Here is a 26,447-nt window from a genome sequence, read left to right on the forward strand (position 1 = left end):
CTTCATGGCAAATTATGTTGATATTATTTTACCTGAAGGGCAGCTTGAGGGCACTTCGGCGATTTTAGCAAACTGGCTGGTAAAAGAGGGAGATAGTGTTAAAAATGGTGATCCGATTGCAGAACTTGAAACGGACAAAGTGGTCATGGAGGTTTGTGCGCTGGCATCAGGTACTATTGCTTCATTAGACGCAAAAGTTGGTGATAGCGTAGCGACTGAGCAAGTGCTAGGTAAAATTGATGAGCAATCGTTAACCTCAAACGGTTTGACTAACGAAGCTGATTTGTCGCGCCAGCAACAACCTTCTGCGCAATCTTCCACACAGCCGTCAACCAACGGTTCGGCCCCACACGATAGCAAAGATGCAGTCACCTTAAGTAATCCAGTGCTGGAAGGACAGGCCGATTCGCAGATAACGCAAAGTCAACGCAAGTTGATTAGTCCCGCGGTAAGACGACTGATTCAAGAAAATGATTTGCAGTTGGAGCCTATTCGTGGAACGGGAAAAGGCGGACGAATTACGCGTGATGATGTTCTGGCTTATTTGAAAAATCCTCAGGCTTTCACTGCCCATATCGCTTCTTCGGTGTCAGTTAGTCAGGTGTCGCAATCTCCATATTCAATAATTGAGAATCGCCCAAGTCGACAGTTGGTTGGAAACAAAATTAAACATTCGCAAATGCGTAAGTCCATTGCTAGTCACATGGTTGAAAGTCTATTGCATACCTCACCCCATGTGACCAGTGTTTTCGAAATGGATATGACTAACTTAATTGAACATCGTAAATGGCATAAAAAAGAATATGCTGATATGGGCGTAAAATTGACATTTACTGCTTATTTTTTAGCGGCAATGGCCAAAGCGATCAGAGTGGTGCCTCAAGTGAATGCCAGATTTCATGAAGATGCTTTAGAAGTTTTTGATGATGTCAATGTAGGGGTCGGCACGGCACTGGGTGATGCGGGACTGGTTGTTCCAGTGGTTGAGCAAGTTCAGGCAATGACATTATTTGAAATTGCTTATCGTCTTAATCAACAGACCGAAAAAGCACGTAAGGGTAAATTGACGCCAGCTGATATGCGCAATGGCACTATAACAATTTCGAATCATGGCGTCAGTGGTAGTTTGTTCGCAGCACCAATTATTATCAACCAACCTGAAGTTGCTATTTTGGGAATTGGTAAACTGGAAAAAAGAGTGGTGGTAGAAAGTATCAATGGCGAAGATCAAATGGTTATCAGACCCAAGTGTTATGTTTCATTAAGTATCGATCATCGTGCACTTGATGCGCATCAAACCAACCAATTTTTGACTGCATTTGTTGATATAATTGAAAACTGGGGACAGTAATCTGTAAATATCCAGATTAGAAATATATCGATGATAAATACAGAAAATTTAATGTTAATTATTGAGATATTAACAAACACATAATTTTAGCAAACAACTGAGATAGCGATTGATTATCAGTTGGAAAAATAATAGAACCATTAGGATTGAAACATGAAAATTCAAAGTTACGTTGCTGGACAATGGTGTAGTGGAGATGGACGAGAAGACACATTGGTTAATTCGGTGAATGATGAATTCATTGGCAATGTTGTTTCGTTAACCAGTGGATTTGATCAGTTTTTAAATTATGGGCGAGAAGTTGCTGGTCCTCAACTCCGTCAATTAACCATTCATGAGCGTGCTGAAAAAATAAAATTACTGGCAAAATATTTGCTTGATCGTAAAGAGGAATTTTACCGAATATCTTATATGACTGGTGCGACTCGAGCAGATTCGTGGGTGGATATTGAAGGTGGAATTGTGACCATGTTCAGTTATTCAGGGATTGCGCGTCGAGAATTAAATAATGATACTTTTATTGTAGAAGGGGCTACTGAACAATTATCAAAAGAAGGTACATTTGTCGGTCAGCATATTTTAACTTCTAAAGAAGGCGTTAGTGTACATATTAACGCATTCAACTTTCCGGTTTGGGGAATGTTAGAAAAAATTACCCCAAGTTTAATTGCTGGTGTACCGGTAATTGTTAAACCGGGTACCGTCACTTGCTATTTGACCGAAGCCGTTGTTAAAGCCATTGTTGAGTCTGAAATCTTGCCCGAAGGCTCCGTTCAGTTAATTTGTGGCAGCGTTGGCGATTTACTTGATCATTTAACCGAGCAAGATGTCGTAACATTTACGGGTTCAGCCGCTACAGGACAAAAGCTAAAAGCACACCCAAACATTATTGCTAAAAGTATTCCATTTACAATGGAAGCTGATTCGCTTAATTGTAGTATTCTTGCGCCCGATGTGACGCCCGACGATGTTGAATTTGATTTATATATTAAAGAAGTCGCGCGTGAAATGACGGTTAAGGCCGGACAAAAATGTACTGCGATTAGACGCGCTATAATTCCTGTGACATTAACCGATGCTGTCAGCGAAGCATTGATTAAACGATTAAAAGGCACGGTAATTGGTGATCCGCAAAAAGACGGTGTACGCATGGGTGCTTTGGTGGGCAAACACCAACGTGATGATGTGTTGGCTGCGGTTGAGCAACTTAAGCAAGGAAGTGAAATTATTTTAAATGGCCTCGAAAATTTTCAATCAGTTGGTGTTGGAAATAGCAAAGGGGCATTTATGGCGCCCACGTTATTTCACTGCCAAAACCCATTAAATAATTCAATCCCTCACACTATAGAAGCTTTCGGCCCAGTCAGTACTCTAATGGCGTATGATGGAATAGACCAAGCAATTACTTTAGCAAAAATGGGGAGAGGTTCGTTAACTGGTTCCATCTTTACCAAGTCTCAAGAACATGCTCGAGAACTCATTTTAAATACCGCATCACACCACGGCAGAATGCTGGTGATTGATCAGGCTTGTGCCAAAGAGTCGACCGGACATGGTTCGCCTCTAGCGAGTTTGGTACATGGTGGTCCTGGACGTGCGGGTGGCGGCGAAGAACTTGGTGGAGTTAGAGCGATTAAACATTACATGCAACGAAGTGCCATTCAAGGTTCACCAACTTCATTAATGGCAATAACCAATCAATATGTACGCGGTGCAAAAACTACTTCTGATCGTGTTCACCCATTTAGAAAATATTTTGAAGAGTTAGCTATCGGTGAATCATTAACTACTCACCGTCGAACTGTCACCGAGGCGGATATTGTGAATTTTGGCTGTTTGTCAGGCGATCATTTTTACGCTCACTTTGATGAGATTGCAGCTAAAGATTCATTTTTTGAAAAACGAGTTGCACATGGTTATTTTGTGATTTCTGCAGCGGCAGGAATGTTTGTCGATCCAGGTCAAGGACCGGTGATTGCCAATTATGGTATTGATAATTTGCGTTTTGTTGAGCCTGTAGGTATTGGTGATACGATTCAGGTTAAGCTAACAGTTAAACGAAAAATTAAAAAATCAAAAAAACCTGATGATAAATATGTCACGGGTGTTGTTGTTTGGGATGTTGAAGTCATTAATCAAAATAACGAAGCGGTTGCTATTTATGATATTTTGACACTGGTTGAAAGACAAAATGAAGCATAATGATTTAATAAAAAACTGATTATAAATATATGGAATATTTTGGTTCGTTAATAGACTTATTTAAAAATAAAATACAGCCTAATAACGAACCGGTTAATTTGAAAAAACTAGCTTTTGGTCTGGTGATTTGAATGTTGATAACGGGGGCGATCGGTTTGTTGTTGCGCTAAGGGATCGACAATTCGAAGTGTTTTAATTGCACGTTGGGCAAGTTGTATATACTCTTGGGTACCTTGAGCTTTCCAATTAATCTCATCATCAGTTATTTGGCGAACAACTTTGGCAGGAATACCCATAATCATCGAGCGTGGCTCAGCAACAAACTTAGCTCGAACAAATGAACAGGCGGCAACAATGGATTCTTGACCGATGAATGCATCATCCATAACTACAGCATTCATTCCAATAAGAGAATTTTCGCCAATATGACAGCCATGTAATACAGCACAATGTCCAATGTGACTGTAAGGTGCAAGGTGGCAGTCTTTATCAGGAAAGCTATGCATCACACAATTGTCTTGAACATTGGAGTGATGACCGACATAAATACGGCCAAAATCTCCGCGCAGTGATGCGCCAGGGCCAATGTAACAGTTTTCTTCGATAATAACATCGCCAATTATTTCGGCGCTGGGATGAATGAAAGTATTTTGTTTGACAACGGGAATTAAATTGTCAATAGCATAAATTGGCACGAGAATTCTCCAGAATGTTTTAAATTAGTGGATTGATTTATTACTTTAACTTAATCTATTTAATAAATAGTTGATATTAATCGTTTAATGACATGTTTTCATTGTCATTGATAAATTTTTTCACGAGTGAAGCGTTTCACCGATGAAACAGAATAATTAGTGCTGTTGATTATAAATGAGGCATAACTATGTACCAAACCATCATTGTAGAAAAACAAAATGGCGTCTGTAAATTGACCTTAAATCGGCCTGATCGATTAAATAGCTTTAATGTTGAAATGCATCAGGAATTGCAAAATGCGTTAGATAATATTGCAACTGATGGTGAGACGCGCTGCCTTTTAGTGACTGGTGCAGGGCGCGGATTTTGTGCAGGTCAGGATTTAAACGATCGTGCTGTAAGTGCTGACGAGTTTGCTCCCGACTTGGGGCAGTCAGTCGAAAAATTTTACAATCCACTGATTCGTCGCATTGTCAATTTGAAAATGCCGGTTATTTGCGCGCTGAATGGTGTTGCCGCTGGAGCGGGGGCCAGTTTAGTGATGGCATGTGACATTACTATAGCAGCAAAATCAGCTTCCTTTATTCTTTCTTTTGCAAAAATTGGTTTGATTCCAGATTCGGGAAGTTCCTGGCACTTTGCTAGAGCTATTGGACTACCCAGAGCTAAAGCAATGGCTATGTTAGGTGACAAATTAAAAGCTGAACAGGCTCAGCAATGGGGATTGATCTATGGTGTTGAGGAGGATGAAGTTTATTTGGCTGAAGCCGAAAAGCTGGCACAACACCTGGCCACTCAGCCCACTGAAGCACTGGCAAATATCAAGCGATTACTGCATAACACTTTTGATCATACCTTAAATGATCAATTAGAGCAGGAAAGATTATTAATGCAACATTTAGGACGCAGCGAAGACTACCGAGAAGGGGTGGCCGCTTTTATGGAAAAGCGTGAACCGGCTTTTAAAGGTCGCTAAAGCTATTTACTATATAATATTCAACTAAATAAAGAATTTAACATGAGGCATTAATCCGTGAATGATGCTGTACAGAATTTATTAAAAAATGATCCCGCATCAAGGTTATTGGGTATTAAAATTCATTCGGTCGATACAGGACAATGTCAGTTAAAAATGTGGGTCAATGAATCGATGACAAATGGCTATCAGGTTTGTCATGGTGGTTTTATTTTTACTTTTGCAGATACTGCCAGTGCTTTTGCTAGTGCTTCACAAGGTGAAATTGTTCTTTCTGCAAGTAATCAGATTGACTATTTGGCGCCTGCATATCTTAATGATTTTTTGACTGCAAAAGCGCATGTGACCAGCGTGTGTGGCAAAGTGATTTATTGCGATGTTAAGGTGACAAATCAAAGTGAAAAATTACTGGCAGTGATGAATGCTAAATTAGTCAATAAATCATTAGCTGCAAATATAAAAGATAATCTAGAAGGTTTTAAATAATGAATAATGCTTTTATTTGTGACGCCATAAGAACGCCAATAGGTCGTTTCGGTGGGGCTTTATCGGGTATTCGGGCTGACGATTTAGGTGCTATACCTATGCGTGAATTAATGACTCGAAACCCACAAGTTGATTGGCAGATGGTTGATGATGTCTATTATGGTTGTGCTAATCAATCTGGCGAAGATAATCGAAATGTTGCACGAATGAGTTTATTATTAGCAGGATTACCGCAAAGTGTTCCTGGAGTGACCGTTAATCGACTATGTGGTTCAGGAATGGATGCTATTGGCAGCGCAGCCAGAGCCATTGCTTGTGGCGAACAAAGCCTCGCTATTGCTGGCGGTGTCGAACAAATGTCGCGTGCGCCATTTGTTATGCCCAAGGCTGATACCGCATTTTCGCGGCAAGCAGAAATTTTTGATACCACGATGGGATGGCGTTTTATTAACCGCCAAATGAAAATAAATTTTGGCGTTGATTCAATGCCTGAAACTGCTGAGAATGTTGCTGAAAAATTTAATATCAGTCGTGAAGATCAAGATCGCTTTGCATTAAAAACCCAAGAAAAAACACAAGTTGCATTGGCGAATGGAATTTTTGAAAAAGAAATTGTTGCGGTTACCGTTCCTGTCAATCGAAAAGAAACCAGACTTTTTTCTGTTGATGAGCATCCAAGACCCAGTACACTTGAGGGATTAGCGAAATTAGCCACCCCGTTCAGAGAAAATGGCTGTGTTACTGCAGGTAACGCGTCAGGAATTAATGACGGGGCATGCGCATTGCTAATTGCTAATGAAGCACAAATCAAACAGCAACAATTGTTACCCATTGCGCGTATTGTTGGTATGGCCACTAGTGGTGTTGAACCCCGATTAATGGGAATCGGTCCAATTAGTGCAACTTTAAAAGTGCTTAAAAATACCGGACTAACATTATCACAGATGGATATTATTGAGCTGAATGAAGCGTTTGCCGCACAAGCACTAGCGGTATTGCGAGAGTTGAAAATTGCAGATGACGATCCTCGAGTTAATCCAAATGGTGGTGCAATTGCACTTGGTCACCCATTGGGAATGAGTGGCGCTCGGCTGGTAACCACCGCAGCTTATGAGTTACAGCGACGTCAGGGTAAATATGCATTATGCACCATGTGTATTGGCGTTGGACAAGGTATTGCGTTAATTATTGAACGTGCGTAAATGCCAATCAGCTTCAAATATCAAGCTGTTTTAGATATTACTCAATCTAATTTTTATAATAAACATTGTTTAATTAAATCAAAATGATTGAGTGATATTTTTATAGAACTATCGGATAGTTATCACTAATTTATCGTAACTAACTGATCATAAATAGTTTTATATTAAATTCGATTAACAGTCCTGAATAAGTTATCAAATGAGATATCCAGTCAGGTCAAACTATAAATTTATATGATACATAAATTGCATTTGTGCGTATCTATTAGTATCATAAATTAAATTGGTCATTCCGATGACATTTTGAAAATTGGAGAGTAAAACCATGCAAACTGTTGATAATGCTGCGGCTCAGGCCGAGTTTGATCGAAAGATTGAACAGGAGCAAAAAATTGAACCGACCGATTGGATGCCAGAAGATTATCGTCAGAATTTAATTCGGCAAATGTCGCAACATGCCCATTCTGAAGTTATTGGTATGCAACCGGAAGGTAACTGGATAACGCGTGCACCAACATTGCGTCGTAAAGCCGTGTTATTAGCTAAAGTGCAAGATGAAGCAGGGCATGGTCTTTATTTGTATAGTGCCACAGAAACATTAGGGATCACTCGCAGCGAAATGATCGAAGCGTTGCAAACTCACCGCGCAAAATATGCTTCTATTTTTAATTACCCTACACTTTCTTGGGCTGACATGGGGGCGATTGGCTGGTTAGTTGATGGCGCAGCAATTGTTAATCAGATTTCGCTGCAGCGAACTTCTTATGGGCCATATGCAAGAGCGATGATTCGTATTTGCAAAGAAGAAAGTTTTCATCAACGTCAAGGCTACGAAATTATGTATGCATTGGCGAAGGGGAGCGAACAACAAAAGCAAATGGCACAAGATGCAATGAATCGTTTTTGGTGGCCATCATTGATGATGTTCGGCCCTCATGATAGTGATTCTGCACATTCGGGCAAATCTATGAAGTGGAAAATTAAGCGTCAGTCTAATGATGAATTGCGACAAAAATTTATTGATCAGACTGTTCCACAAATTGAAGTACTTGGACTTGAAATGCCAGATCCTGAAATTCGGTGGAATGAATCGCGAGGCCATTATGATTCGGGAGAAATTAATTGGGAAGAATTTTACCAGGTTATTAATGGTAGCGGTCCCTGTAATCATCAAAGAATCAAGCATCATAAACGTGCACATGATGACGGTGAGTGGGTGCGTGAAGCCGTCAGAGCTTATCGTGCTAAACAAAATTCACAGACTGCTGAATCAGCAGCCTAGTCAAATTAATAAGAGAGAATTATATGAGTCAGGAACAACTAGCCAGCTATGAAGTTTTTGTTCGTTCTAATCGTGGATTAGATCATAAACATGTCGGCAGTTTACATGCAGAAAGTCCAGAACATGCTTTGATGTATGCACGAGACTGTTATATTCGTCGTTCGGAAGGTGTCAGTATTTGGGTGGTTGAGTCATCTAATATTACCGCTTCACAAGAAGAGGATGTGGAAAATTTTGTTGAGCCAATGAACGATAAAGATTTTCGACATGCGACGCACTATCAATTACCTGATAGTGTCAATAATATGTAAGGGAAGTCACATGAATCAAAATCAACAAGATCTTTATCAGTTTACCGTTGGCTTAGGCGACGATGCTCTTGTATTAAGCCATCGGTTGTCAGAATGGTGTAGTAATGGGCCTTATCTCGAAGAAGATATTGCTTTGTCAAATGTGGCGCTTGATTATCTCGGACGAGCCCGTTTATTTTATCAATATGCTGTTGAAATTGAAGGTGCTAACAAAACCGAAGACGATATAGCCTATTTAAGGGATGAACGTCAGTATACGAATTTATTAATTCATGAACTACCGATTAATGACTTTGCATTTACGATGGTTCGCCAATTTTATGTTGACGTTTTTTACGTCTTTTATCTTGAGGCGCTTACGGCTTCTACCGATGCAAGAGTTGCCGCCATTGCCAGCAAAGCACTTAAAGAAAGTCGCTATCATTTAAAACGAAGTGAGCCGTGGATTATTCAGTTGTCACAAGGAACACAAGAAAGCCGACGCCGAGTATTGGATGCGGTTGAAGAGCTGGAAAACTTTGTTGGTGAATTGTTTGTTATGAGTGAATGGGAACAGCGTTTAGCCACACAAAATATCGCTGTAGATCGACAACAAGTTAAGTCTTCATGGGATGAATATGTGCAACGGATATTTAAGCAATCTGATATCACTATTAATCCAAGCGTTTTGCAGATTCGTGGTGGAAGAGAAGGTGTGCATACAGAGCATTTAGGACATTTATTGTGCGAACTGCAATATGTACAGCGAGCTTACCCCGGACTTAACTGGTAGTCATTTAGGTCGCTGTAAAAATATTAATTGATTCAACTATTTTGGACTATTGCTATTTAGTGAGTGTAATTGATTATGGCTAACATTTCATCAAAGGTAATTCCTACGCTTGCTCCAATATTTGCACAGCGATTACAGCATCGACGTAATTCAACGTATCCAGAAATCTGGACATTGCTCGATGAAGTTTATGATCCAGAGTTACCAGGATTAACTATCTGGGATCTGGGGGTCTTACAAGATGTAAAAAAAATTGAAGACTGTTGGCATATTTCTATTACGCCAACTTATAGTGGTTGTCCAGCTGTTGAGGCAATGAGTGATGATATTGCTGCACAATTAGGCAACGCTGGTTATTCACCAGTAAAAGTTGACGTTGTACTGGCGCCTGCCTGGACTACAGACATGATGTCACCTCAAGGTCGAGCACATTTAAAACATATACAAATAGCACCACCAGATAAACAAGACAAAGTTGAGTGTCCTCGCTGTGACAGTTCGCAAACAATGCTGGTTAGTCAATTCGGTTCGACCGCATGCAAAGCACTTTATCAGTGTCATAGTTGCCACGAGTATTTTGACTATTTTAAGCACTTTTAATTGACTGATTAGTCCTGGCTAATCGATTTAATCGCTTTTATCTGAATAATTAAAAAATACGGATTCCTGATATTAATTAACAGATGAATTTATAAAGGTTCTAACCTATGAATACAGAATTTCATTCTTTAGTAATTAAGGCTGTTGAGCCACTAACCAAAGATTCAGTTGCCATAACATTTGATGTGCCACCTGAATTAGCAGATACTTTTTATTATATTCAAGGCCAGCATTTAACATTAAAAACAACAATTGATGGGCAGGATATTCGACGTTCATACTCGATTTGTCAAAGTGCGCAAGCTCAACGTTTGCAGGTGGCTGTTAAACGAATTGAGCAGGGCATATTTTCTAATTTTGCCAATGAACAGCTTAAGCCGGGTATGGCATTAGATGTGATGCCACCACAAGGGCACTTTTATACTGAAGTCGATGCCAAGCAAGAGAAACATTACTTGTTTATTGCTGTTGGTAGTGGGATTACGCCTATTCTTTCACAAATTCAAACCCTGTTAAATGCTGAACCTTTGTCTCAGGTTACTTTGATTTATGGCAATAAATCGACGCCGCACATGATGTTTCGTGAAAAGCTTAGTTTTATTAAAAATCATGATATGCAACGTTTTCAATGGATCAATTTGTTCACCCAGGAAGAAAATGAAGCAGAGCTGTTTAATGGGCGTTTATCTAGTGAAAAACTTAGCGCACTAAGCCATGCAAAGTTAATCGATTTATCTTCTATCGATGATGTGTTTTTGTGTGGACCAGAAGAAATGATTAATGAAGTCGTGGCTTATTTAAAACAACAGCAAAATTTTACTGAAGACAATATTCACTATGAGTTGTTTTTCGCCGGAGCGGCATTGAATAAAGCACGTCAGAATCAACAAGCACGCGCCGAAAAGTTTGGTGGTAAGGTTGCAAAAGTTTCAGTTAAAGTTGCAGGTAGAAAGACGACATTAGCATTGGCCGCCGATGGCAAAAATATTCTTGATGCTGCCATGGAAAATGGTGCTGACTTGCCATTTTCATGTAAAGGTGGTGTGTGCGCAACTTGTAAAGCGAAAGTTATTAAGGGCGAGGTTGAAATGGATATGAACCATTCGCTGACCGAGCAAGAGGTTGCAGAAGGTATGATATTAACTTGTCAGGCACATCCGGTTTCTGATGAGGTTGAAGTCGACTTTGATTTTTCTTAATGCTATTTTAAGGGAAATTTATTAGCCCATAATTAAAGTAGTTTCAATTGAGTGATATAAAAAAATTTATTAGCGAGCGAGCATTGCGTGCCGGTATTAGTTGCAAGTCACATATTGTGACGGTGTTTGGCGATGTTGTGTCACCGCATGGCGGCTGGATTTGGTTAGGCAGTTTAATTGAATCCCTGCAACCGCTGGGGTTTTCCGAACGACTGATTCGTACCTCGGTATATCGTTTGGTTCAAGATGACTGGTTGCAGGTGAATAAGGTCGGACGCAGGAGTTTTTACGCATTTACGTCAACTGCAAACAGACATTACACCAAAGCCGCTCGCAGAATATACAGTTTACAGCACAATGGGGAAGATTCCGGCTGGCTAATTGTTATGCCAAGTTTTGTGCCAGAAGATAAATTGGTCAGTCTAAAACGTCAATTGCAATGGCTGGGATTTAGCCCGTTAACCAGTGGCGCCTATGCACACCCTTCAATTGATGCAGACTCATTAAAGGAAACCATTCAAGAGTTAGATATCAGTGATGCTGTTATTATTTTTTCGAGTCATACCTTTGATAGTGACTCCCAAGATGTACTGCGCAAACTGGTATTTGAAAAATGGCAAGTTGATCAATTGCAGCACAGTTATCAAACATTCATTGATTGTTATCAACCAATTTATGAAGTGTTAAATAAACAGCATAAATTAACCGATCAACAGGGATTTTTATTAAGAAGTTTATTAATTCATGAGTATCGCCGTATTTTATTGCGTGACCACGAATTACCCAAAAATTTGTTACCCGAAAACTGGGCTGGCAATATTGCAGCCAACCTGGTGGGTGATTTTTATTGCTTATTGACGCGATCATCTAGTCGATATATTGGTAATCACTTGTACAATGAAGCCGGCTTGTTACCTACTGCCAGCGATGATTATAAAAAACGTTTTCGATAAGGCCATGAAGGCTAAAGACCAAATGACATGACAAATGGTAAGTTCGACCAAATGCATCAAGCAACTATTGCAAAGCGTTAATCATCAATTGACTAGATTTTGCGTTAATTAATTAACAAAAATTCGCGAGAAAACTAATGCTCAAAAATAACAACCCATTTGTGTCATATAAAATTGAACACAATATTGGACTGATCACCATTGATTATCCGCCGGTCAATGCGCTGTCACAACAAGTACGACAGGGTATTACTCAAGGGATTGAATGCTTTCAAAATGAACCTGCTGTTCAAGCAATTATCATTCAGTGTGCACAGAAAACCTTTATTGCCGGCGCTGATATTAAAGAATTCGGCCAACCTCCAACTGAGCCTTTTTTACCTGATGTAGTCAACCAAATCGAAAATTGTAATAAACCAGTAGTTGCTGCATTGTTTGGTACTTCACTTGGTGGTGGATTCGAGGTGGCGTTAGCTTGTCACTATCGAGTCGCATTAGCTAATGCAAAAGTTGGGCTGCCAGAAGTGAATTTGGGCTTAATTCCAGGTGCTGGTGGGACACAGCGCTTGCCTCGTATTGTCGGGGGGGCTAAAGCTTTACAAATGATTACCGAGGGTAAACATCATGCGGTGACTTCATTGGCTGAGAGTGGATTGATTGACGCAATATTTCCACTTGAAAGCGATTTGTGTGATCAAACTATTGATTTTGTTAAACAAAAATTAGGTGAGCGCCAGTTACCAGTCAAACGGTCGGGAGAGCGCCCAATAATTAATGATGTTGACTGGGTTGATGCACTTCAAAAAATCAAGCGAAAAGCCCGAGGTAAAGAAGCGCCCGTGGTGGCTGTTGAAGTATTACAACAAACATGTGATAAATCGCTGACTGATGGAATGAAAATTGAACGTGACGCTTTTCTAAAACTTCGAGACTCTGCGCAGTCGGCAGCACTGCGCTATGCTTTTTCTGCAGAAAAGGCCGCAGCTAAAGTAAACTTTAATAGCGATCCTCTGCCAGTTGAAATTGTTGGGGTGATTGGTGGTGGAACGATGGGCGCTGGTATTGCTACCGCATTTTTGCTCAGTGGATTTAATGTTATTTTAATTGAGCGTGATGATTGTGCATTGGCAGCAGGAACTGACAAAATTATAAAAAACCTGCAAACAGCAGAGCAACGCGGCATCATTAAACAGCATCAATATGAGGCTGGTTTAAAACGCCTGTCTACCGCCTTGGATTATCAACCTTTGCGGCAGTGTGATTTAGTTATTGAAGCCGTCTTTGAAGATATTCAAGTTAAGAAAGAGATTTTTGCTCAATTAGGTCAAATTTGTCAGCCAAACTGTGTGTTGGCAACGAATACCTCATATTTAAATATCGACGAAATTGCCTTGGCGACTGGCCGCCCTGAACAGGTTATTGGTATGCACTTTTTCAGCCCAGCCAATATTATGAAACTGTTAGAAGTTGTGCGCGCAGCTAAATCGTCAGAGCAAGCGTTAGCAACAGCAATGATGGTTGCTAAAAAACTAGGCAAAATTGCGGTACTGGTTGGTGTTTGCTTTGGTTTTGCCGGAAACCGGATGTATACCCGCTACGGTCGTGAGATTCAACAAATGCTCTTGGAAGGCGCGAGCATTGAACAGATTGACAAAGCTATGACTAACTGGGGGATGGCAATGGGACCACTTGCAGTACAAGATTTGTCTGGTATTGATATTGGCCATAATGCACGAAGTGCGCAGCCATTTCCTGAGCATGATCCTGGATATTTCCGTGCGGCGGCAGTTATGGTAGAAAATGGGCGTCTTGGTCGCAAAACAGGTGCTGGCTTTTATCATTACGATGAAAGTGGCAAAGCCGTTAGTGATTCGAAGGCCAGTGAATTGATTGCGCAAAAGGCACAACAACTAGCAATTGAGCAACGTTCATTTACCGACGACGATATTGTTGAACGAGCGATTTTGGCATTGATCAGTGAGGGACTCTCCTTATACGAAGAGGGTATTGTCAGACAATTATCAGATATTGATGTTATCTGGTTACATGGGTACGGGTTTCCGAGACATAAAGGTGGACCCATGTTTTATGCACGTCAACTCGGTGTAGAAAAGGTTACTCAGTTACTTGTTAAACAACAATCTATCGCAGGTAAACAAATTTGGCCTGATCTGAAAATGGGGAGTTTAAGTTAACGTCATTTAGGGGTAATATTTAACGTCATTAGGCCGTTGATTAAAATTAATACCGAGGTTAGCCGTTTTGACTGAAGATAAGACCCCAGAAAATGTTCAATATGATGAGCCGTTTGACAAAATTCAGGGAATAGACAACATTAAGGAAAATAGTGATCGACAGCCAGCGGGCAAAGTAGACTATACTATTGATTTACAAAGCTTTTTGCCTTATCGAATGTATCGGTTAGCTGCACAGATGTCACAAGCAGGAAATAAACTTTCCAGTCTGTTAGCGGAAACGGGTGTTCCCATAGGTGAACGAGAATGGCGAGTCATTTCGGTGTTAGGTTCTTATGGTGGTTTAACGAATGGTCATGTGGCTGATGCATTAAAAACGGATGCAGCCACCGTTACCAGAGCCGTTAAGGTATTGAAAAAACTAAATTTTGTTGATACCCGTTTTTCTAAACGCGACAGAAGAAAGCAGCTGATTTATCTGACTCCCGAAGGTGCTGCATTTCATGATTTAATCACTCCTAAACGAATTGAAACTGGCGAGTTAATTGAATCTTGTTTCTCGTATTCCGAAAAAGAACAATTACATCATTTATTAAATAAACTCGATCGTCATTTGCATCATCTGGAAAATGAACAGGAAGATGAATGGGAATAGCGCTAAGATTTAACCTCACTTATATTACCTGATTTAAGCAAACACCATTATGAATGGTGTTTTGTAGTTAAAAACTTTGTGACTATGAATGAAATGTGTAAAATGCTCTGCTTAAAGCAATGGTCAGATGGTCAATTGTTCGAATCTTTGGTTAGCTGCAATTAACCTGTTAGCAATTCCTTCTTTGAACCAAGGCATTGATATAATAAAGGTGATAAATGATCAAATTATATGGGTATTGGCGATCAACCGCCGCTTATCGTGTACGTATAGTGCTCAATTTAAAGCAGGTTTCTTATACTCAGGAAAGTGTACACTTGGTTAAAGATGGTGGAGAACAGCATAAACCGGAATATCAGGCGTTGAATCCACAGCAATTGGTTCCCACGCTAATTGACGAAAATATTACCATCGGTCAGTCAATTGCAATCATTGAATATCTTGAAGAGAAATATTGTCTGCCTCAGTTATTACCGACTGAACCTGCCAAACGTGCACTCACTCGTCAATTATGTCAACTGGTTGCATGCGATGTTCACCCCTTAAATAATTTGCGAGTGCTACAGTATTTATCTGGTGAACTAAAGACTTCTGATGAACAAAAAATTCAATGGTACCACCATTGGATTCGTGAGGGATTCAAAGCTTATGAGGCTTTATTGGAAAAATATCAGATTCAGGGAAATTATTCGCTTGGCGACGAACTAACATTGGCTGATGCTTGTCTTATACCTCAAATATACAATGCGAATCGTTTTAATTTTCCTATGGAAGAATTTCCAAAATTATCTGCCATTAATGATAATTGCTTAAAATTAGAGCGATTTCAAAATGCTGTACCGGAAAATCAACCCGATGCAGTCATTTAAAATTAGAAACTTAACAGAGAAGTAGATCTTTATTGTGATAAATTTGAAGCAAAGCGTACTAGCCAGCACTCTGGCTATATCCAGTTTCGGCCTGGGTGCCGTTGAATCTTATACGGTTATTGATTTAGGTAAAATCGAAGATAAACCATTTTTTGTTTATGATATTAATGATGCTGATGAAATTGTAGGTTATTCATACTCCGCTAATAACATTCCTTTTCACGGTGTTGCTGTCAAAGATGGTATGGCTACTGATTTACCTGCCATTGTCAATGAAACTACCGATTTAAGCGCCTATTTTAAATTAAACAATAATGGCGTTTCGGTAGGATTTTCATCAGAAACAATTATTCGTTCTGATCAGTCGGTCAATATAGATAGAGCAATTTACACTGACATTATTAACCCCGAATTGAAACTTGTACCACCTTTAGATGAAGAAACACCATTAAATATGCGTGCTTTATCGATAAATGATGGCGCTTTTATTGTTGGTGTTGCTGATTATAATGCTCCTGACGATGAGTATATTTCAGGTGGAGACGCGACTAAATCTGCTAAGCGCGGTTTTGTTTACGATTCTGTAAATGATATCTTAACCCGTTTGGAACCGCTAAATTATAACCAGTATTATGTTAGTGCGGCATTGGTTGACATAAATAATAATGGTCTTGCAATTGGCTGGTCTGAGCAATATAAAGATAGCTTCAATACACTTCGAGGCTACTATGTAAATGTTAACACGCCTACCGAATTGATCGAAATACCTGCATCTGCTGAGGATCGTTCTAACCGTGCTATGGCAATTAATCAGCAAGGAATCATTGCAGGAATGAGAAATGTTGATCGTTCCTTTTATTTTACTGGTTATTTATTTGATACGAACACAGAAACATTGACAGATATTCCAAACTTAAAGGAAGATTATTTTCCACAAAGCGTTGCGGCAATTACTACTCCCTATGATATTAATAGTGAAAATCAGGTTGTCGGTATTTCGCTTATCGAAATTGCTCCAGTTCAATATCATGCTTTTATTTATGAAAATGGTGAAACTAAAGATTTAAATACTCTAATCGATTGTAAAGCTGATCCTGATGCTGAGCAGATCGGTCAACCCGACTGGGTTTTACAAGAAGCAAGAGCAATTAACAATAATGGTGTGATAGTTGGTAACGGCTTTTTAAATGGTCAGAAGCGTGCTTTTAAGTTAGTGCCTCGGCATGGTGTTGCCCCCAAGCCTTGTCAGGACTTAGTGATTAAGGAAGATAGTGGTTCAGGGAGTTTTTCTTGGGGCGGGTTATTGGTTTTGATGACTCTGGCAGGATTGCGTCGCCGACAGTCTAAAGTATAATTTAGCGTTTATAAGAGCAAAGAAATTCTTTCGTTTTAACAATAAAGCCATGCAATGCATGGCTTTATTGTTTTTAGAACTGGCTATTTACCTTACAAAATCCACTATTTATGCGGGATATTTTACATATTAGGATAATTCGGACCGCCAGCACCTTCTGGAGTTACCCAGTTTATATTCTGACTCGGATCTTTGATATCACAGGTTTTACAATGTACACAGTTTTGTGAATTAATCTGTAGGCGAGGGTTGTTGCCTTCATCATCATAAATCACCTCATACACGCCCGCTGGACAGTAACGCTGTGCGGGCTCATCAAATTCGGGCAGATTAACCTGAATCGGGATGTTATTGTCCTTTAATTGTAGATGTACTGGCTGGTTTTCTTCGTGGTTAGTATTTGAGATAAAAACTGAGCTGAGTTTGTCAAAAGATAACACGCCGTCAGGTTTGGGATAGTGAATTTTAGGGCAATCCGTAGCTTTTTTTAGCTGAGCATGATCGGGTTTGGGATCGCTCAAAGTCCAAGGTAGATTACCATTAAATAAATTAATATCAATAAAGGCATAAGCTGAACCAATAATATTGCCCCACTTATGCTGCGCGGGCCCAAAATTGCGTTGAACATGAAGTTCTTTCCATGCCCAAGAAGCGTTATAAGCAGGCATAAATTTTTCAAGTTTATCGGCAGAACGCCCAGCAGAAATTGCTTCGATGATAGTTTCTGCAGCAATCATACCTGATTTCATGGCAGTATGAGATCCTTTGATTTTGGCGAAGTTTAATGTCCCTGCGTCATCACCAATCAATAAACCGCCAGGAAAAACCATTTCAGGTTGAGATTGTAAGCCACCTTTTGTAATTGCTCTTGCACCGTAAGAAATTCTTTCGCCACCTTTAAGATATTGACTGATTACTGGATGATGTTTATAACGTTGAAATTCATCAAACGGAGAAACATGCGGGTTTGAGTAAGATAAATCAGTAATTAACCCCACAGCGACCTGGTTATCTTCTAAATGATATAAAAACGAACCCCCCGCGGTGCCGCTTTCATTGAGTGGCCAGCCCGCGGTATGAACAACTTTGCCCGGTACATGTTGCTCTGCTGGAATTTTCCATAATTCTTTTATACCGATCCCGTAGTGCTGTGGTTCTTTACCATCATCCAGTGAAAATTTTTCAATGAGCTGTTTACCCAAGTGTCCGCGGCAACCTTCGGCAAATACGGTGTATTTGGCATGTAACTCCATGCCGGGCATATAGCCATCTTTTTGAGAGCCATCTTCGGCAACGCCCATATCACCAGTTAAAATTCCTTTAACGCTGCCATCTTCATGATATAGGATTTCGCTAGCAGTAAACCCTGGAAATATTTCGACACCCAGTGCTTCAGCCTGTTCTGCCAGCCAGCGGCATAAATTACCTAAGCTAATAATGTAATTACCATCATTATGCATAGTTTTGGGGACAAACAATCCAGGAATTTTTAATCCACTGGTTGCATTGCGTAAAATAAAAATTTCATCTTCGGTGACTTGTGTAGCGAGCGGGGCACCTTTGTCTTTCCAGTCAGGAATAAGTTCGTTAAGTGCTGTTGGTTCAAATACTGCGCCCGACAAGATATGTGCGCCAACTTCGGAGCCTTTTTCGACAATACAAATCATGGTTTCCTGCTCATTTTGCTGAGCCAGTTGTGCTAAACGAATGGCTGTTGCCAAGCCCGCAGGTCCTGCACCTACAATAACAACGTCGAACTCCATAGATTCTCGTTCCACAAATCTTTCCCCCGTTTCGAAAATGATAATTCAAATCTGCACTGATGTGTCATTGTGCCAGCGAAAACGTGCCGGAATCGGCATAATCAGACGTTACGTGGCTTTTATCACAAGATGCAATTATTAGGCACAAAATCGAGTAAATTCAGTCAGTTTAAACTCGCTTAAGGCCCTGAAAAGTGGGCTATTATACCTTATTTTGGTTGACGTTAAACGCGTAAAGCGGCAAGATCGGTGGATTCGTCTATTCTATGCAAAATTTAGAAATTTCAACTTATCAAGGATATTGAATTATTGAGTGCAAAAAAACAATGCAAAAGTTTGAATTTGGGCTCAAAAATCAACCAACCAAACTAAGGTATTTGTATGAAAATTTTGGTCACCGTTAAACGGGTTGTGGATTACAACGTTAAAGTTCGTGTAAAAGATGATAATTCCGGTGTGGAAACTGCAAACATTAAAATGTCGATGAACCCTTTTTGCGAAATCGCTGTCGAAGAGGCTGTGCGACTCAAAGAAAAAGGCGTTGCCAGCGAAATTGTCGTAGTGTCAATAGGTCCTACACAAGCTCAGGAAACATTACGAACAGCATTAGCATTGGGCGCTGATAAAGCCATACTGGTTAAAACAGATGAACAGGTACAGCCATTGGCTGTTGCCAAAATCCTCAAAGAAATTGTTGCTCAGGAATCGCCTGAAATTGTCATTATGGGTAAACAGTCTATCGATGGTGATAATAATCAGTCGGGTCAAATGCTGGCAGCATTACTCGATTGGCCGCAAGGAACTTTTGCTTCTGAAGTCAATGTTGCTGATGGTAGCGCAATGGTAACACGAGAAATCGATGGAGGATTGGAAACTATTAAAGTAGACCTGCCTGCGGTTATTACTTCTGATTTGCGTCTTAACGAGCCTCGTTTTGCTTCTCTACCCAATATTATGAAAGCCAAACGTAAACCTCTAGAAGAAACTTCACCTGAGGCATTAGGTGTCGATATCACACCACGAATTAGCACGTTAAAAGTTGAAGCGCCCGCACAGCGCCAGGCTGGTATTAAAGTCGAAAGTGTTGCTGAATTAGTTGAAAAATTAAAAACAGAAGCCAAGGTGATTTAAGATGAGTATTTTAATTATTGCAGAACATCATAATGACGGTATTGCAACTTCTGTCTTATCAACGGTTGCCGCAGCAAAACAAATTACTGGTGACATCCATCTGCTAGTTGCTGGTACAAGCTGTCAAACGGCGGCTCAGGCGGCTAGTCAAATTGAAGGGGTTGATAAAGTTTTAGTTGCTGAAAATGCTGAATTTAACAATATTACGGCTGAAACCCTGACCAATATCGTGGTTGCCAATGCGGCAGACTATAGTCATATCCTCGCAGCAGCAACAACTTTTGGAAAAAACTTTTTACCTCGGGTTGGTGCTAAACTTGACGTTCAACCGATTTCAGATATTGTCGGAGTTGAAAGTGCCGACACTTTTAAACGACCAATTTATGCAGGTAATGCTATCGCAACGGTTCAGTCATCAGACGCAGTAAAAGTCATTACGGTAAGAGGTACCGCTTTCGATGCCGTTCAGCCAACCGGTGGTCAAGCTGAAGTGGTTTCGATTGCGGCTGATGGTTTAGTTTCAGATAAGTCAAAATTTGAATCACAGGAGCTTACTACATCAGAGCGTCCCGAATTAACTGCTGCGCGAGTGATTATTTCTGGTGGTCGCGGTATGGCTAGTGGCGATAACTTTGTTATGTTGGAAGAAATTGCTGATAAACTTGGTGCGGCTGTTGGTGCTTCGCGCGCTGCTGTAGATGCGGGCTTTGTACCAAATGATTATCAGGTTGGTCAAACCGGAAAAATTGTTGCGCCTGAACTTTATATTGCTGTAGGTATTTCTGGTGCAATACAGCATTTAGCTGGAATGAAAGACAGCAAAGTAATCGTTGCAATTAATAAAGATGAAGAAGCGCCTATTTTCCAAATTGCAGATTATGGCTTAGTTGCTGATTTGTTCAAAGTGTTACCTGAGTTAAAAGAAGCTTTGTAGTTATTACTGAGGTTACCGCTAAAAATTACTAAAAAAGGTTCCTGGTTGGAACCTTTTTTTTTGGACTCAATGAATAGATGGCATTGAAAGGTAATATTGGTGAGTAATATTGATAGCTACCTTACAAAATCGACAGTCATTTAATGGGCAATGAATTCAGTTTTGTACCAATCTAAGTCGAATAAAAATAAACGCATTATAGTTAATGCTTTATTTAATATTGTACAACGGCACATGCATAATTCTAAAGTTTAATTTTTGTTGATTTAATTAATCAATTAGTTCGAATATATATACAAATGGACTCTCTGATATAAAGCAATTTGAAATGATTATTAAGTCGAATTTGTTCACACTTTCAACCTCCAATAATGCAAATAAAAAAATATTGACTAGGCATAGTGTTAAAATTTTTGCATAGCAGCGAAAATAAGTTTAAAAAAAATAATTTAATAAAAAATAAGCTATCCAGCTTTATGTTGATTCGAAAAATGTATTTTTGAAAATATCTCAGCAAGCCGCAAATTATGGTTTATTCTTAAAGATAAACTCCAACCACATTAAAAAAATAAAGTCGAAAGAAAACAACTTTCTGTGTTTTGTCGTAATCATAAATAATTTTTTTAAATGATGGTTTGTAATCACAATAAAATTGTGGTCAAATTTTTTTGAACCAAAAAACAAAGTAAACAGTATCGTATAATTTAGAAAAAGTAACGTATTACCGCAGCTATCGCTAAATACATTGTTGAAGTTATTGGCGTTGAGTTTATATAAAGTTATTAATAGAGTTTGTTATTAATAGAGTTTGTTGTTAATAGCGATGGGGTAGTGCTCAGGCTTTAAGCTTTTTAGTATGTAAACTTTCAACAAGCACATTGTAAAAAGCTTATTATACTTTGTTCATTAATTAGTTTTTTAAATTGTTTTATTGGCTTAAGATAAAATTTATGTCATTAACCTTTAAGCGAAAGCTTAATAAAAAACTAATTGTACATCTTATGCCTTAAAGGCAAATATGAGAATTTATAGTTAGTGATCGATAGATGAGTATCTGGATTGCTACATAGTATTAATATGTATTACTTCTTGCTTAATGAGCGCGCGAGTATGAAAGTGCATATTGGAAAAAAGAAAATAACAACAGGTAAATTATAATTAGAGTAACAAAAATCAAGTTAAAAAAGTCTGACTAATCAGGAATGATCAGTTTGTAAACTCGCGAATATTTTTAAAGTTCACGATAGCTAACTGTGCTGTGTTTATTAAAGAATATATAAAAAACTAGAGAAAGCTCAGTTATTTTTTTGTGGATTTTTGTTTTTTTATAAAAGGCTTGTCGATTTTGACTCTAATTTATTAATTAAATTATTTATAAATGTATTTATTTTTTTTTGATTAGATTCATCATTTTTGTTTTTAGGGAGTGTCAACTGTTTTGCATAGATTTCTTTGTCTAGCACTTTTGTTTTTTCTAAAAAAGCAAAATTTAAGCAAATCTGAATTGCCATCTTTTTCAATCATGGTATTACCTTTCTCTTTAATGTTTATAATTCATTATGCTGGGGTGCTGATATCTTATTGGGATTATCGGTATTTAAAGTATGTAGGCGTTTGTGGGAGTAAACAGGTTGGCTAATTTGTTTGGCATACACTCTGTTGGTGACTCGTTGGTACAATTTTTACGAGACACCTATCCTGAACCATTACGTTCGGAACATGTTTGCCAATTTCGACTTTTATCCAGCGGAGAACTCGATGCAATTGATGAAATTCCAACAACACTTTCTGTCTATTTATATCGTATAGCCATCGATGAACATACAAGGAATAAGCCACGTTTAAACCGACCCAATGAAGTGCCTCTGCCGCTATCTGTTTCCCTTTATTACTTGATTACGATCTGGAGTGATAGCGCATTAACCGAACAAACAATTGCAGCGTGGGCAATGTCTAAACTCAATCAGTTTCCTATTTTAGATCAGTCAACGCTATCGTCTTCTGGGGGGTGGGAACCGCAAGACCAAATTCATCTTGTCCCTATCGATTTAACAAACGAAGACATGATGCGTATTTGGGATGCTGTCACGCCTGGATATCGATTATCAATTCCTTATGTGGCGAGAGTGGTGCGAATCAACCCTGATGAAGGGCAAGAGAGCAGCCCTGTGGTTGCCAGTCAGTTTCGGTATGGAGTGATTGAAGATGAGCTTTAATGCATTTCAATCGATTAATCGGCGCTGTCTAGGAGCATTGAAATTGATTGACGCTGCAACTGGCGTGGTGTTGCGTTCAGCATTTAAAGTCTCAACCAATCAACTGCAATTATTTCAAAATGCCTCTGCACTTTTTGTAATTCAAAATGCACAAGGATTAGATGCCCATACCAGCGAGTTTGAAGAGGTGCCTTCTGAGCCAGCAATAGAAAGCCTCTCCTTTCAAATACTGATCGAAGATCCACAAAACTACTATTTGCCTCGTTTTGCTTCAATAAAACTACCGCGCAATCCAGTCAATCAACAAGAAAACAGTGTTGGCAAACCAATCGAGATCAATCTGCATAGTGCTGCGAAAGCGCGTTTAAACACAAATTGGAGTGTCATACGTGCAAGCCTCACTCAGCAGGTGAATGAGGAGACTCAACGTCCGTTACAAGGTGCATTATTACGTGTAATCAGGATTGAAGATGAAGTATTGCTGGCAACCGGATTATCAGATTTACGCGGTGAAGCAATTATTATCGTTACAGGTATTCCTGTGACAAATTTTTCTGTTGAGACAAATGAAGAAGATGTTGAGGAAGAAGATGTTGAGGAAGAAGATGTTGAGGAAGAAGATGAACTCGACGATGACAACGATAATGAAAACGAAGATAACAATAGTAATGAACTAGATGAGCAATTTGCGGCGGTAGGTGAAGTAACTAATGTTACCACACCCGTGCGAATTGAAGTGATTGTTGATCCGCAATTACCTTGGCCAGTTGATACCGATCAACTGGAACAAAATGCAGCAGTCTGGATACGTAACAATGATGAACCGACTTTACTTTCTTTAAAAACGGGCCGAACTGAAACGACGACCATCACGGTCTCGGTGACAGATGACGAACCATAAATTTATAGGAGAACTGTTATGCCTGAGTATCTCGCTCCCGGCGTATTTACCGAACAAGTAAGCTTTCGCTCTAAATCAATTGAAGGTGTGAGTACCAGCACAACGGCATTTGTTGGACCTACGCGCAAGGGCCCATTGAGTGGCTCACCAGAAGTGATTACTAATCCTGGAGAGTTTGAACGTATTTATGGCGGGATTGCTGATTTAGATTTTGCAGGTGGAACAACAAACTTTATGGCGCATGCTGTCTATGCCTATTTTAATAATGGTGGTAAACGCCTTTATGTGACAAGGGTTTTTATTCCTCAAGAACTGAGTAATGGTATTGCCGCTGCAAACATAACTGGAGCGGGTACTACACGATTTGTCGCCAGGCATCCGGGGTCTGGATATAACGGTAATGTTACTGTATATGAAAAACGGAAGCTGGTTACCGATGCGACGCGAAATAATGCACCCGATGGATCTTTACTGAGTTTGACTGTAGGTGACGCAGATGCAGTGGCACAACCGGCAAGAAAAACGGGTGGTATCGCACCATTTAATTTAACCGATGGTGCAACGTTAACGCTGGATATTGACGGCAGTGAAGAAACCATTACTTTTAATGCCGTCAATGCTGAAGTCACGGGGGAAGCGGTTGGGGCTCCACCTGATACCACCGGATTGACTTTTACTGTCACCATTAATGGCGCAGAACAAAGTATTGCTTTACCCAATGGCGCAACCCCATTACAAGATATAGTCAATTTACTTAACGCTGAAATTCGCCATGCTTATGTCACTTTAAATGCCAATCAAATTACAGTTGGCACTGATTTGGCTGGGACCGCCGCGAGTATTAGTGTCAATCAAATTGATCAACTGGGTTTTACTGCTGCTGCTAATAAGGAAGATGAGGGTGATGGTAATGTTGCCAATATTGAAAGTGTGACAGTAGGCGAAATCGCGGCAATTTGTACGACCGCTGCACTAGATGTCAGTGTTGCGACAAATGGTGATGGTCACTTACTGATTGCAACACAGGCAACAGGCGAAGATGTAACATTAGGATTTAATAATGCGGCACCCACCAGTGTGATGACAATTCTCGGATTAACCGCTGCGCCCGAGTCTGGATCTGATGGGGCGACACAAACCCTCTATGTAAAAAATGGTAGTACATGGAGTGACACAAATGATAATCCGCTTGCTGAGAATCCCGTTGGTACGCAAGAAATAGTGCTCTTTAATTTGGAAGCGGTTGATGCCGATGGTGTTCGAGCCAGCTATGAAGATTTGGGATTTATTAGTGCACATCCTCGATTTGTTGGCCATGTATTGCGTGAAACACCCACTTCAAAATCAGAAGCACTGGAAAATCTTTATTACTATGATGACAATGCGGCACTCGATGCTTTTACATTACATCAAGAGCTTTTTGCGGCAGCCAATATAAGCCGTTTTACTTTAACTGGTGGAAATGATGGCGTTGAACCGTTAGCCACCAGTGCAGAAGTCGAAGCGAATTCTTATGCCGACGCATTAGATATGTTAGAGACTATCGATGATATTTCAATCGTTGCCGCTCCCGGACATTCCGCGCTTAATCCGACTACCTTTGCAACAGTACAAGGACAATTGGTTGGTCATTGTGAACGATTGAAATACCGCTATGCGGTACTTGATACACCACCCAATCAAACCATTAATGAAGCTCGCGCAGTAAGAGCCGCCGTTGATTCAACTTATGCGGCGCTTTACTACCCTTGGGTAACTGTTGCCAATCCGCTATGGCGGCCCGGACAAGATAATCTGCCCAGAGAAATCAATCTTCCACCATCGGGTTTTATGACGGGTATCTATGCGCGTAACGATATTAATCGAGGTGTCTGGAAATCGCCTGCTAATGAAGTTGTTAGGGGAGCAATACGCTTTGAGCGTGATATTACCAATGGACAACAAGAGGTGTTAAATCCAGAAGGTATCAATTGCTTGCGCTTCTTTTTTGGTAGAGGTTATCGAGTATGGGGAGCACGCAGCGCGACCTCTGATCCCGAATATAAATACGTTAACTTGCAACGTCAGATGATCTATTTGCAACACTCAATTTTTAATAGTACCCAATGGGCGGTTTTTGAACCGAATGGTCCCCGATTATGGGCCAACATTACAGATACGGTGAACAGTTTCTTACGCAACGAATGGCGTAACGGTGCATTATTGGGATCGACGCCTGAACAAGCATTTCAAGTGCGCTGTGGTCGTGAAACCATGACACAGGCAAATCTCGATAATGGCCAGTTAATTTGCGAAGTTGGAGTGGCGTTGTTAAGACCGGCTGAATTTGTAATTTTTAGAATTGGTCAAAAAACGGCTGACGCGCAATAAGCGCACGAATAAATCAATGGGAGAATTAC

23 protein-coding genes are annotated in these 26,447 nt (G+C 39.9%); 20 read left to right on the plus strand and 3 right to left on the minus strand.

What is annotated here, in order from left to right:
- Window positions 1–4 precede the first annotated feature (4 nt).
- Together ABVT42_RS05110 and paaZ are read left to right on the plus strand one after the other, a co-directional pair.
- Window positions 5–1,351, plus strand: a complete 1,347-nt coding sequence (locus tag ABVT42_RS05110) for a dihydrolipoamide acetyltransferase family protein (RefSeq protein ID WP_353873824.1) — start codon at window positions 5–7, stop codon at window positions 1,349–1,351.
- 153 nt (window positions 1,352–1,504) lie between these two features.
- Window positions 1,505–3,553: a phenylacetic acid degradation bifunctional protein PaaZ gene (gene paaZ / locus ABVT42_RS05115; protein ID WP_353873823.1), complete on the plus strand. Its 2,049-nt coding sequence runs from the start codon at window positions 1,505–1,507 to the stop codon at window positions 3,551–3,553.
- A 107-nt stretch (window positions 3,554–3,660) separates the two neighbouring features.
- On the opposite strand, the gene ABVT42_RS05120 is transcribed toward paaZ, so the two are convergent.
- Window positions 3,661–4,248 (minus strand): acyltransferase, encoded by a 588-nt coding sequence (locus ABVT42_RS05120; protein ID WP_353873822.1) that lies wholly within the window; start codon window positions 4,246–4,248, stop codon window positions 3,661–3,663.
- 188 nt (window positions 4,249–4,436) lie between these two features.
- Here ABVT42_RS05120 and paaG point away from each other — a divergent pair, with 188 nt between their 5' ends.
- From paaG to ABVT42_RS05185, 13 genes are all read left to right on the plus strand, one after another.
- Entirely contained in the window at window positions 4,437–5,225 is a 789-nt protein-coding gene (gene paaG / locus ABVT42_RS05125) for a 2-(1,2-epoxy-1,2-dihydrophenyl)acetyl-CoA isomerase PaaG (RefSeq protein WP_353873821.1), read from the plus strand.
- Window positions 5,226–5,282: 57 nt separating this feature from the next.
- Window positions 5,283–5,711, plus strand: a complete 429-nt coding sequence (locus ABVT42_RS05130; protein ID WP_353873820.1) for a PaaI family thioesterase — start codon at window positions 5,283–5,285, stop codon at window positions 5,709–5,711.
- Window positions 5,711–6,913, plus strand: coding sequence for a 3-oxoadipyl-CoA thiolase (pcaF, locus tag ABVT42_RS05135; protein ID WP_353873819.1), 1,203 nt, complete (start codon window positions 5,711–5,713; stop codon window positions 6,911–6,913). The genes ABVT42_RS05130 and pcaF overlap by 1 nt, the downstream gene beginning before the upstream one ends.
- A gap of 325 nt (window positions 6,914–7,238) precedes the next feature.
- Window positions 7,239–8,195, plus strand: a complete 957-nt coding sequence (gene paaA, locus ABVT42_RS05140) for a 1,2-phenylacetyl-CoA epoxidase subunit PaaA (RefSeq protein WP_353873818.1) — start codon at window positions 7,239–7,241, stop codon at window positions 8,193–8,195.
- Window positions 8,196–8,218: 23 nt separating this feature from the next.
- On the plus strand, window positions 8,219–8,506 hold the full coding sequence (gene paaB / locus ABVT42_RS05145) for a 1,2-phenylacetyl-CoA epoxidase subunit PaaB (protein ID WP_353873817.1): 288 nt from the start codon (window positions 8,219–8,221) through the stop codon (window positions 8,504–8,506).
- A 10-nt stretch (window positions 8,507–8,516) separates the two neighbouring features.
- The gene (gene paaC / locus ABVT42_RS05150; protein ID WP_353873816.1) at window positions 8,517–9,278 is read left to right on the plus strand and encodes a 1,2-phenylacetyl-CoA epoxidase subunit PaaC; all 762 of its coding nucleotides are present in this window, start codon (window positions 8,517–8,519) and stop codon (window positions 9,276–9,278) included.
- 75 nt (window positions 9,279–9,353) lie between these two features.
- A complete protein-coding gene (paaD, locus tag ABVT42_RS05155; protein WP_353873815.1) occupies window positions 9,354–9,878 on the plus strand; it encodes a 1,2-phenylacetyl-CoA epoxidase subunit PaaD in 525 nt (174 codons plus the stop codon).
- Window positions 9,879–9,985: 107 nt separating this feature from the next.
- Window positions 9,986–11,077 carry a 1,2-phenylacetyl-CoA epoxidase subunit PaaE gene (gene paaE / locus ABVT42_RS05160; protein WP_353873814.1) on the plus strand — a complete coding sequence of 364 codons (1,092 nt, stop codon included), beginning with the start codon at window positions 9,986–9,988 and terminating at the stop codon, window positions 11,075–11,077.
- A gap of 47 nt (window positions 11,078–11,124) precedes the next feature.
- Window positions 11,125–12,030 carry a PaaX family transcriptional regulator gene (locus ABVT42_RS05165; protein ID WP_353873813.1) on the plus strand — a complete coding sequence of 302 codons (906 nt, stop codon included), beginning with the start codon at window positions 11,125–11,127 and terminating at the stop codon, window positions 12,028–12,030.
- A gap of 137 nt (window positions 12,031–12,167) precedes the next feature.
- Window positions 12,168–14,225: a 3-hydroxyacyl-CoA dehydrogenase NAD-binding domain-containing protein gene (locus tag ABVT42_RS05170; protein WP_353873812.1), complete on the plus strand. Its 2,058-nt coding sequence runs from the start codon at window positions 12,168–12,170 to the stop codon at window positions 14,223–14,225.
- Between the two features lie 67 nt (window positions 14,226–14,292).
- The gene (locus tag ABVT42_RS05175; protein ID WP_353873811.1) at window positions 14,293–14,880 is read left to right on the plus strand and encodes a MarR family winged helix-turn-helix transcriptional regulator; all 588 of its coding nucleotides are present in this window, start codon (window positions 14,293–14,295) and stop codon (window positions 14,878–14,880) included.
- Window positions 14,881–15,098: 218 nt separating this feature from the next.
- The gene (gene maiA / locus ABVT42_RS05180; RefSeq protein ID WP_353873810.1) at window positions 15,099–15,749 is read left to right on the plus strand and encodes a maleylacetoacetate isomerase; all 651 of its coding nucleotides are present in this window, start codon (window positions 15,099–15,101) and stop codon (window positions 15,747–15,749) included.
- Window positions 15,750–15,783: 34 nt separating this feature from the next.
- On the plus strand, window positions 15,784–17,103 hold the full coding sequence (locus ABVT42_RS05185) for a DUF3466 family protein (protein ID WP_353873809.1): 1,320 nt from the start codon (window positions 15,784–15,786) through the stop codon (window positions 17,101–17,103).
- Window positions 17,104–17,225: 122 nt separating this feature from the next.
- Here the strand turns inward: ABVT42_RS05185 and ABVT42_RS05190 are convergent, their stop codons facing one another.
- Window positions 17,226–18,881, minus strand: coding sequence for an electron transfer flavoprotein-ubiquinone oxidoreductase (locus ABVT42_RS05190; RefSeq protein WP_353873808.1), 1,656 nt, complete (start codon window positions 18,879–18,881; stop codon window positions 17,226–17,228).
- 366 nt (window positions 18,882–19,247) lie between these two features.
- Here ABVT42_RS05190 and ABVT42_RS05195 point away from each other — a divergent pair, with 366 nt between their 5' ends.
- Together ABVT42_RS05195 and ABVT42_RS05200 are read left to right on the plus strand one after the other, a co-directional pair.
- Window positions 19,248–19,997 carry an electron transfer flavoprotein subunit beta/FixA family protein gene (locus tag ABVT42_RS05195; RefSeq protein WP_353873807.1) on the plus strand — a complete coding sequence of 250 codons (750 nt, stop codon included), beginning with the start codon at window positions 19,248–19,250 and terminating at the stop codon, window positions 19,995–19,997.
- 1 nt (window position 19,998) lies between these two features.
- Window positions 19,999–20,931, plus strand: a complete 933-nt coding sequence (locus ABVT42_RS05200) for an electron transfer flavoprotein subunit alpha/FixB family protein (protein WP_353873805.1) — start codon at window positions 19,999–20,001, stop codon at window positions 20,929–20,931.
- Between the two features lie 1,325 nt (window positions 20,932–22,256).
- Here the strand turns inward: ABVT42_RS05200 and ABVT42_RS05205 are convergent.
- Window positions 22,257–22,451, minus strand: coding sequence for a hypothetical protein (locus ABVT42_RS05205; protein WP_353873804.1), 195 nt, complete (start codon window positions 22,449–22,451; stop codon window positions 22,257–22,259).
- A gap of 111 nt (window positions 22,452–22,562) precedes the next feature.
- On the opposite strand from ABVT42_RS05205, the gene ABVT42_RS05210 reads away from it, so the two are divergent.
- From ABVT42_RS05210 to ABVT42_RS05220, 3 genes are read left to right on the plus strand one after another with little or no spacing between them, the layout of a single operon-like run.
- A complete protein-coding gene (locus tag ABVT42_RS05210) occupies window positions 22,563–23,147 on the plus strand; it encodes a Pvc16 family protein (protein WP_353873803.1) in 585 nt (194 codons plus the stop codon).
- A complete protein-coding gene (locus ABVT42_RS05215; protein WP_353873802.1) occupies window positions 23,137–24,048 on the plus strand; it encodes a hypothetical protein in 912 nt (303 codons plus the stop codon). The genes ABVT42_RS05210 and ABVT42_RS05215 overlap by 11 nt, the downstream gene beginning before the upstream one ends.
- A gap of 18 nt (window positions 24,049–24,066) precedes the next feature.
- Window positions 24,067–26,418 carry a phage tail sheath subtilisin-like domain-containing protein gene (locus tag ABVT42_RS05220; protein WP_353873801.1) on the plus strand — a complete coding sequence of 784 codons (2,352 nt, stop codon included), beginning with the start codon at window positions 24,067–24,069 and terminating at the stop codon, window positions 26,416–26,418.
- Window positions 26,419–26,447: the final 29 nt, after the last annotated feature.

The organism is Aliikangiella maris (assembly GCF_040719265.1).
In the GTDB taxonomy this organism is placed as follows: domain Bacteria; phylum Pseudomonadota; class Gammaproteobacteria; order Enterobacterales; family Kangiellaceae; genus Aliikangiella; species Aliikangiella maris.

Coding starts and splice junctions, on each gene's coding strand:
- ABVT42_RS05110 (WP_353873824.1), top strand. CDS start 5: ATGGCAAATTATGTTGATATTATTTTACCTGAAGGGCAGCTTGAGGGC.
- paaZ (WP_353873823.1), top strand. CDS start 1,505: ATGAAAATTCAAAGTTACGTTGCTGGACAATGGTGTAGTGGAGATGGA.
- paaG (WP_353873821.1), top strand. CDS start 4,437: ATGTACCAAACCATCATTGTAGAAAAACAAAATGGCGTCTGTAAATTG.
- pcaF (WP_353873819.1), top strand. CDS start 5,711: ATGAATAATGCTTTTATTTGTGACGCCATAAGAACGCCAATAGGTCGT.
- paaA (WP_353873818.1), top strand. CDS start 7,239: ATGCAAACTGTTGATAATGCTGCGGCTCAGGCCGAGTTTGATCGAAAG.
- paaB (WP_353873817.1), top strand. CDS start 8,219: ATGAGTCAGGAACAACTAGCCAGCTATGAAGTTTTTGTTCGTTCTAAT.
- paaC (WP_353873816.1), top strand. CDS start 8,517: ATGAATCAAAATCAACAAGATCTTTATCAGTTTACCGTTGGCTTAGGC.
- paaD (WP_353873815.1), top strand. CDS start 9,354: ATGGCTAACATTTCATCAAAGGTAATTCCTACGCTTGCTCCAATATTT.
- paaE (WP_353873814.1), top strand. CDS start 9,986: ATGAATACAGAATTTCATTCTTTAGTAATTAAGGCTGTTGAGCCACTA.
- ABVT42_RS05170 (WP_353873812.1), top strand. CDS start 12,168: ATGCTCAAAAATAACAACCCATTTGTGTCATATAAAATTGAACACAAT.
- maiA (WP_353873810.1), top strand. CDS start 15,099: ATGATCAAATTATATGGGTATTGGCGATCAACCGCCGCTTATCGTGTA.
- ABVT42_RS05195 (WP_353873807.1), top strand. CDS start 19,248: ATGAAAATTTTGGTCACCGTTAAACGGGTTGTGGATTACAACGTTAAA.
- ABVT42_RS05200 (WP_353873805.1), top strand. CDS start 19,999: ATGAGTATTTTAATTATTGCAGAACATCATAATGACGGTATTGCAACT.
- ABVT42_RS05215 (WP_353873802.1), top strand. CDS start 23,137: ATGAGCTTTAATGCATTTCAATCGATTAATCGGCGCTGTCTAGGAGCA.
- ABVT42_RS05220 (WP_353873801.1), top strand. CDS start 24,067: ATGCCTGAGTATCTCGCTCCCGGCGTATTTACCGAACAAGTAAGCTTT.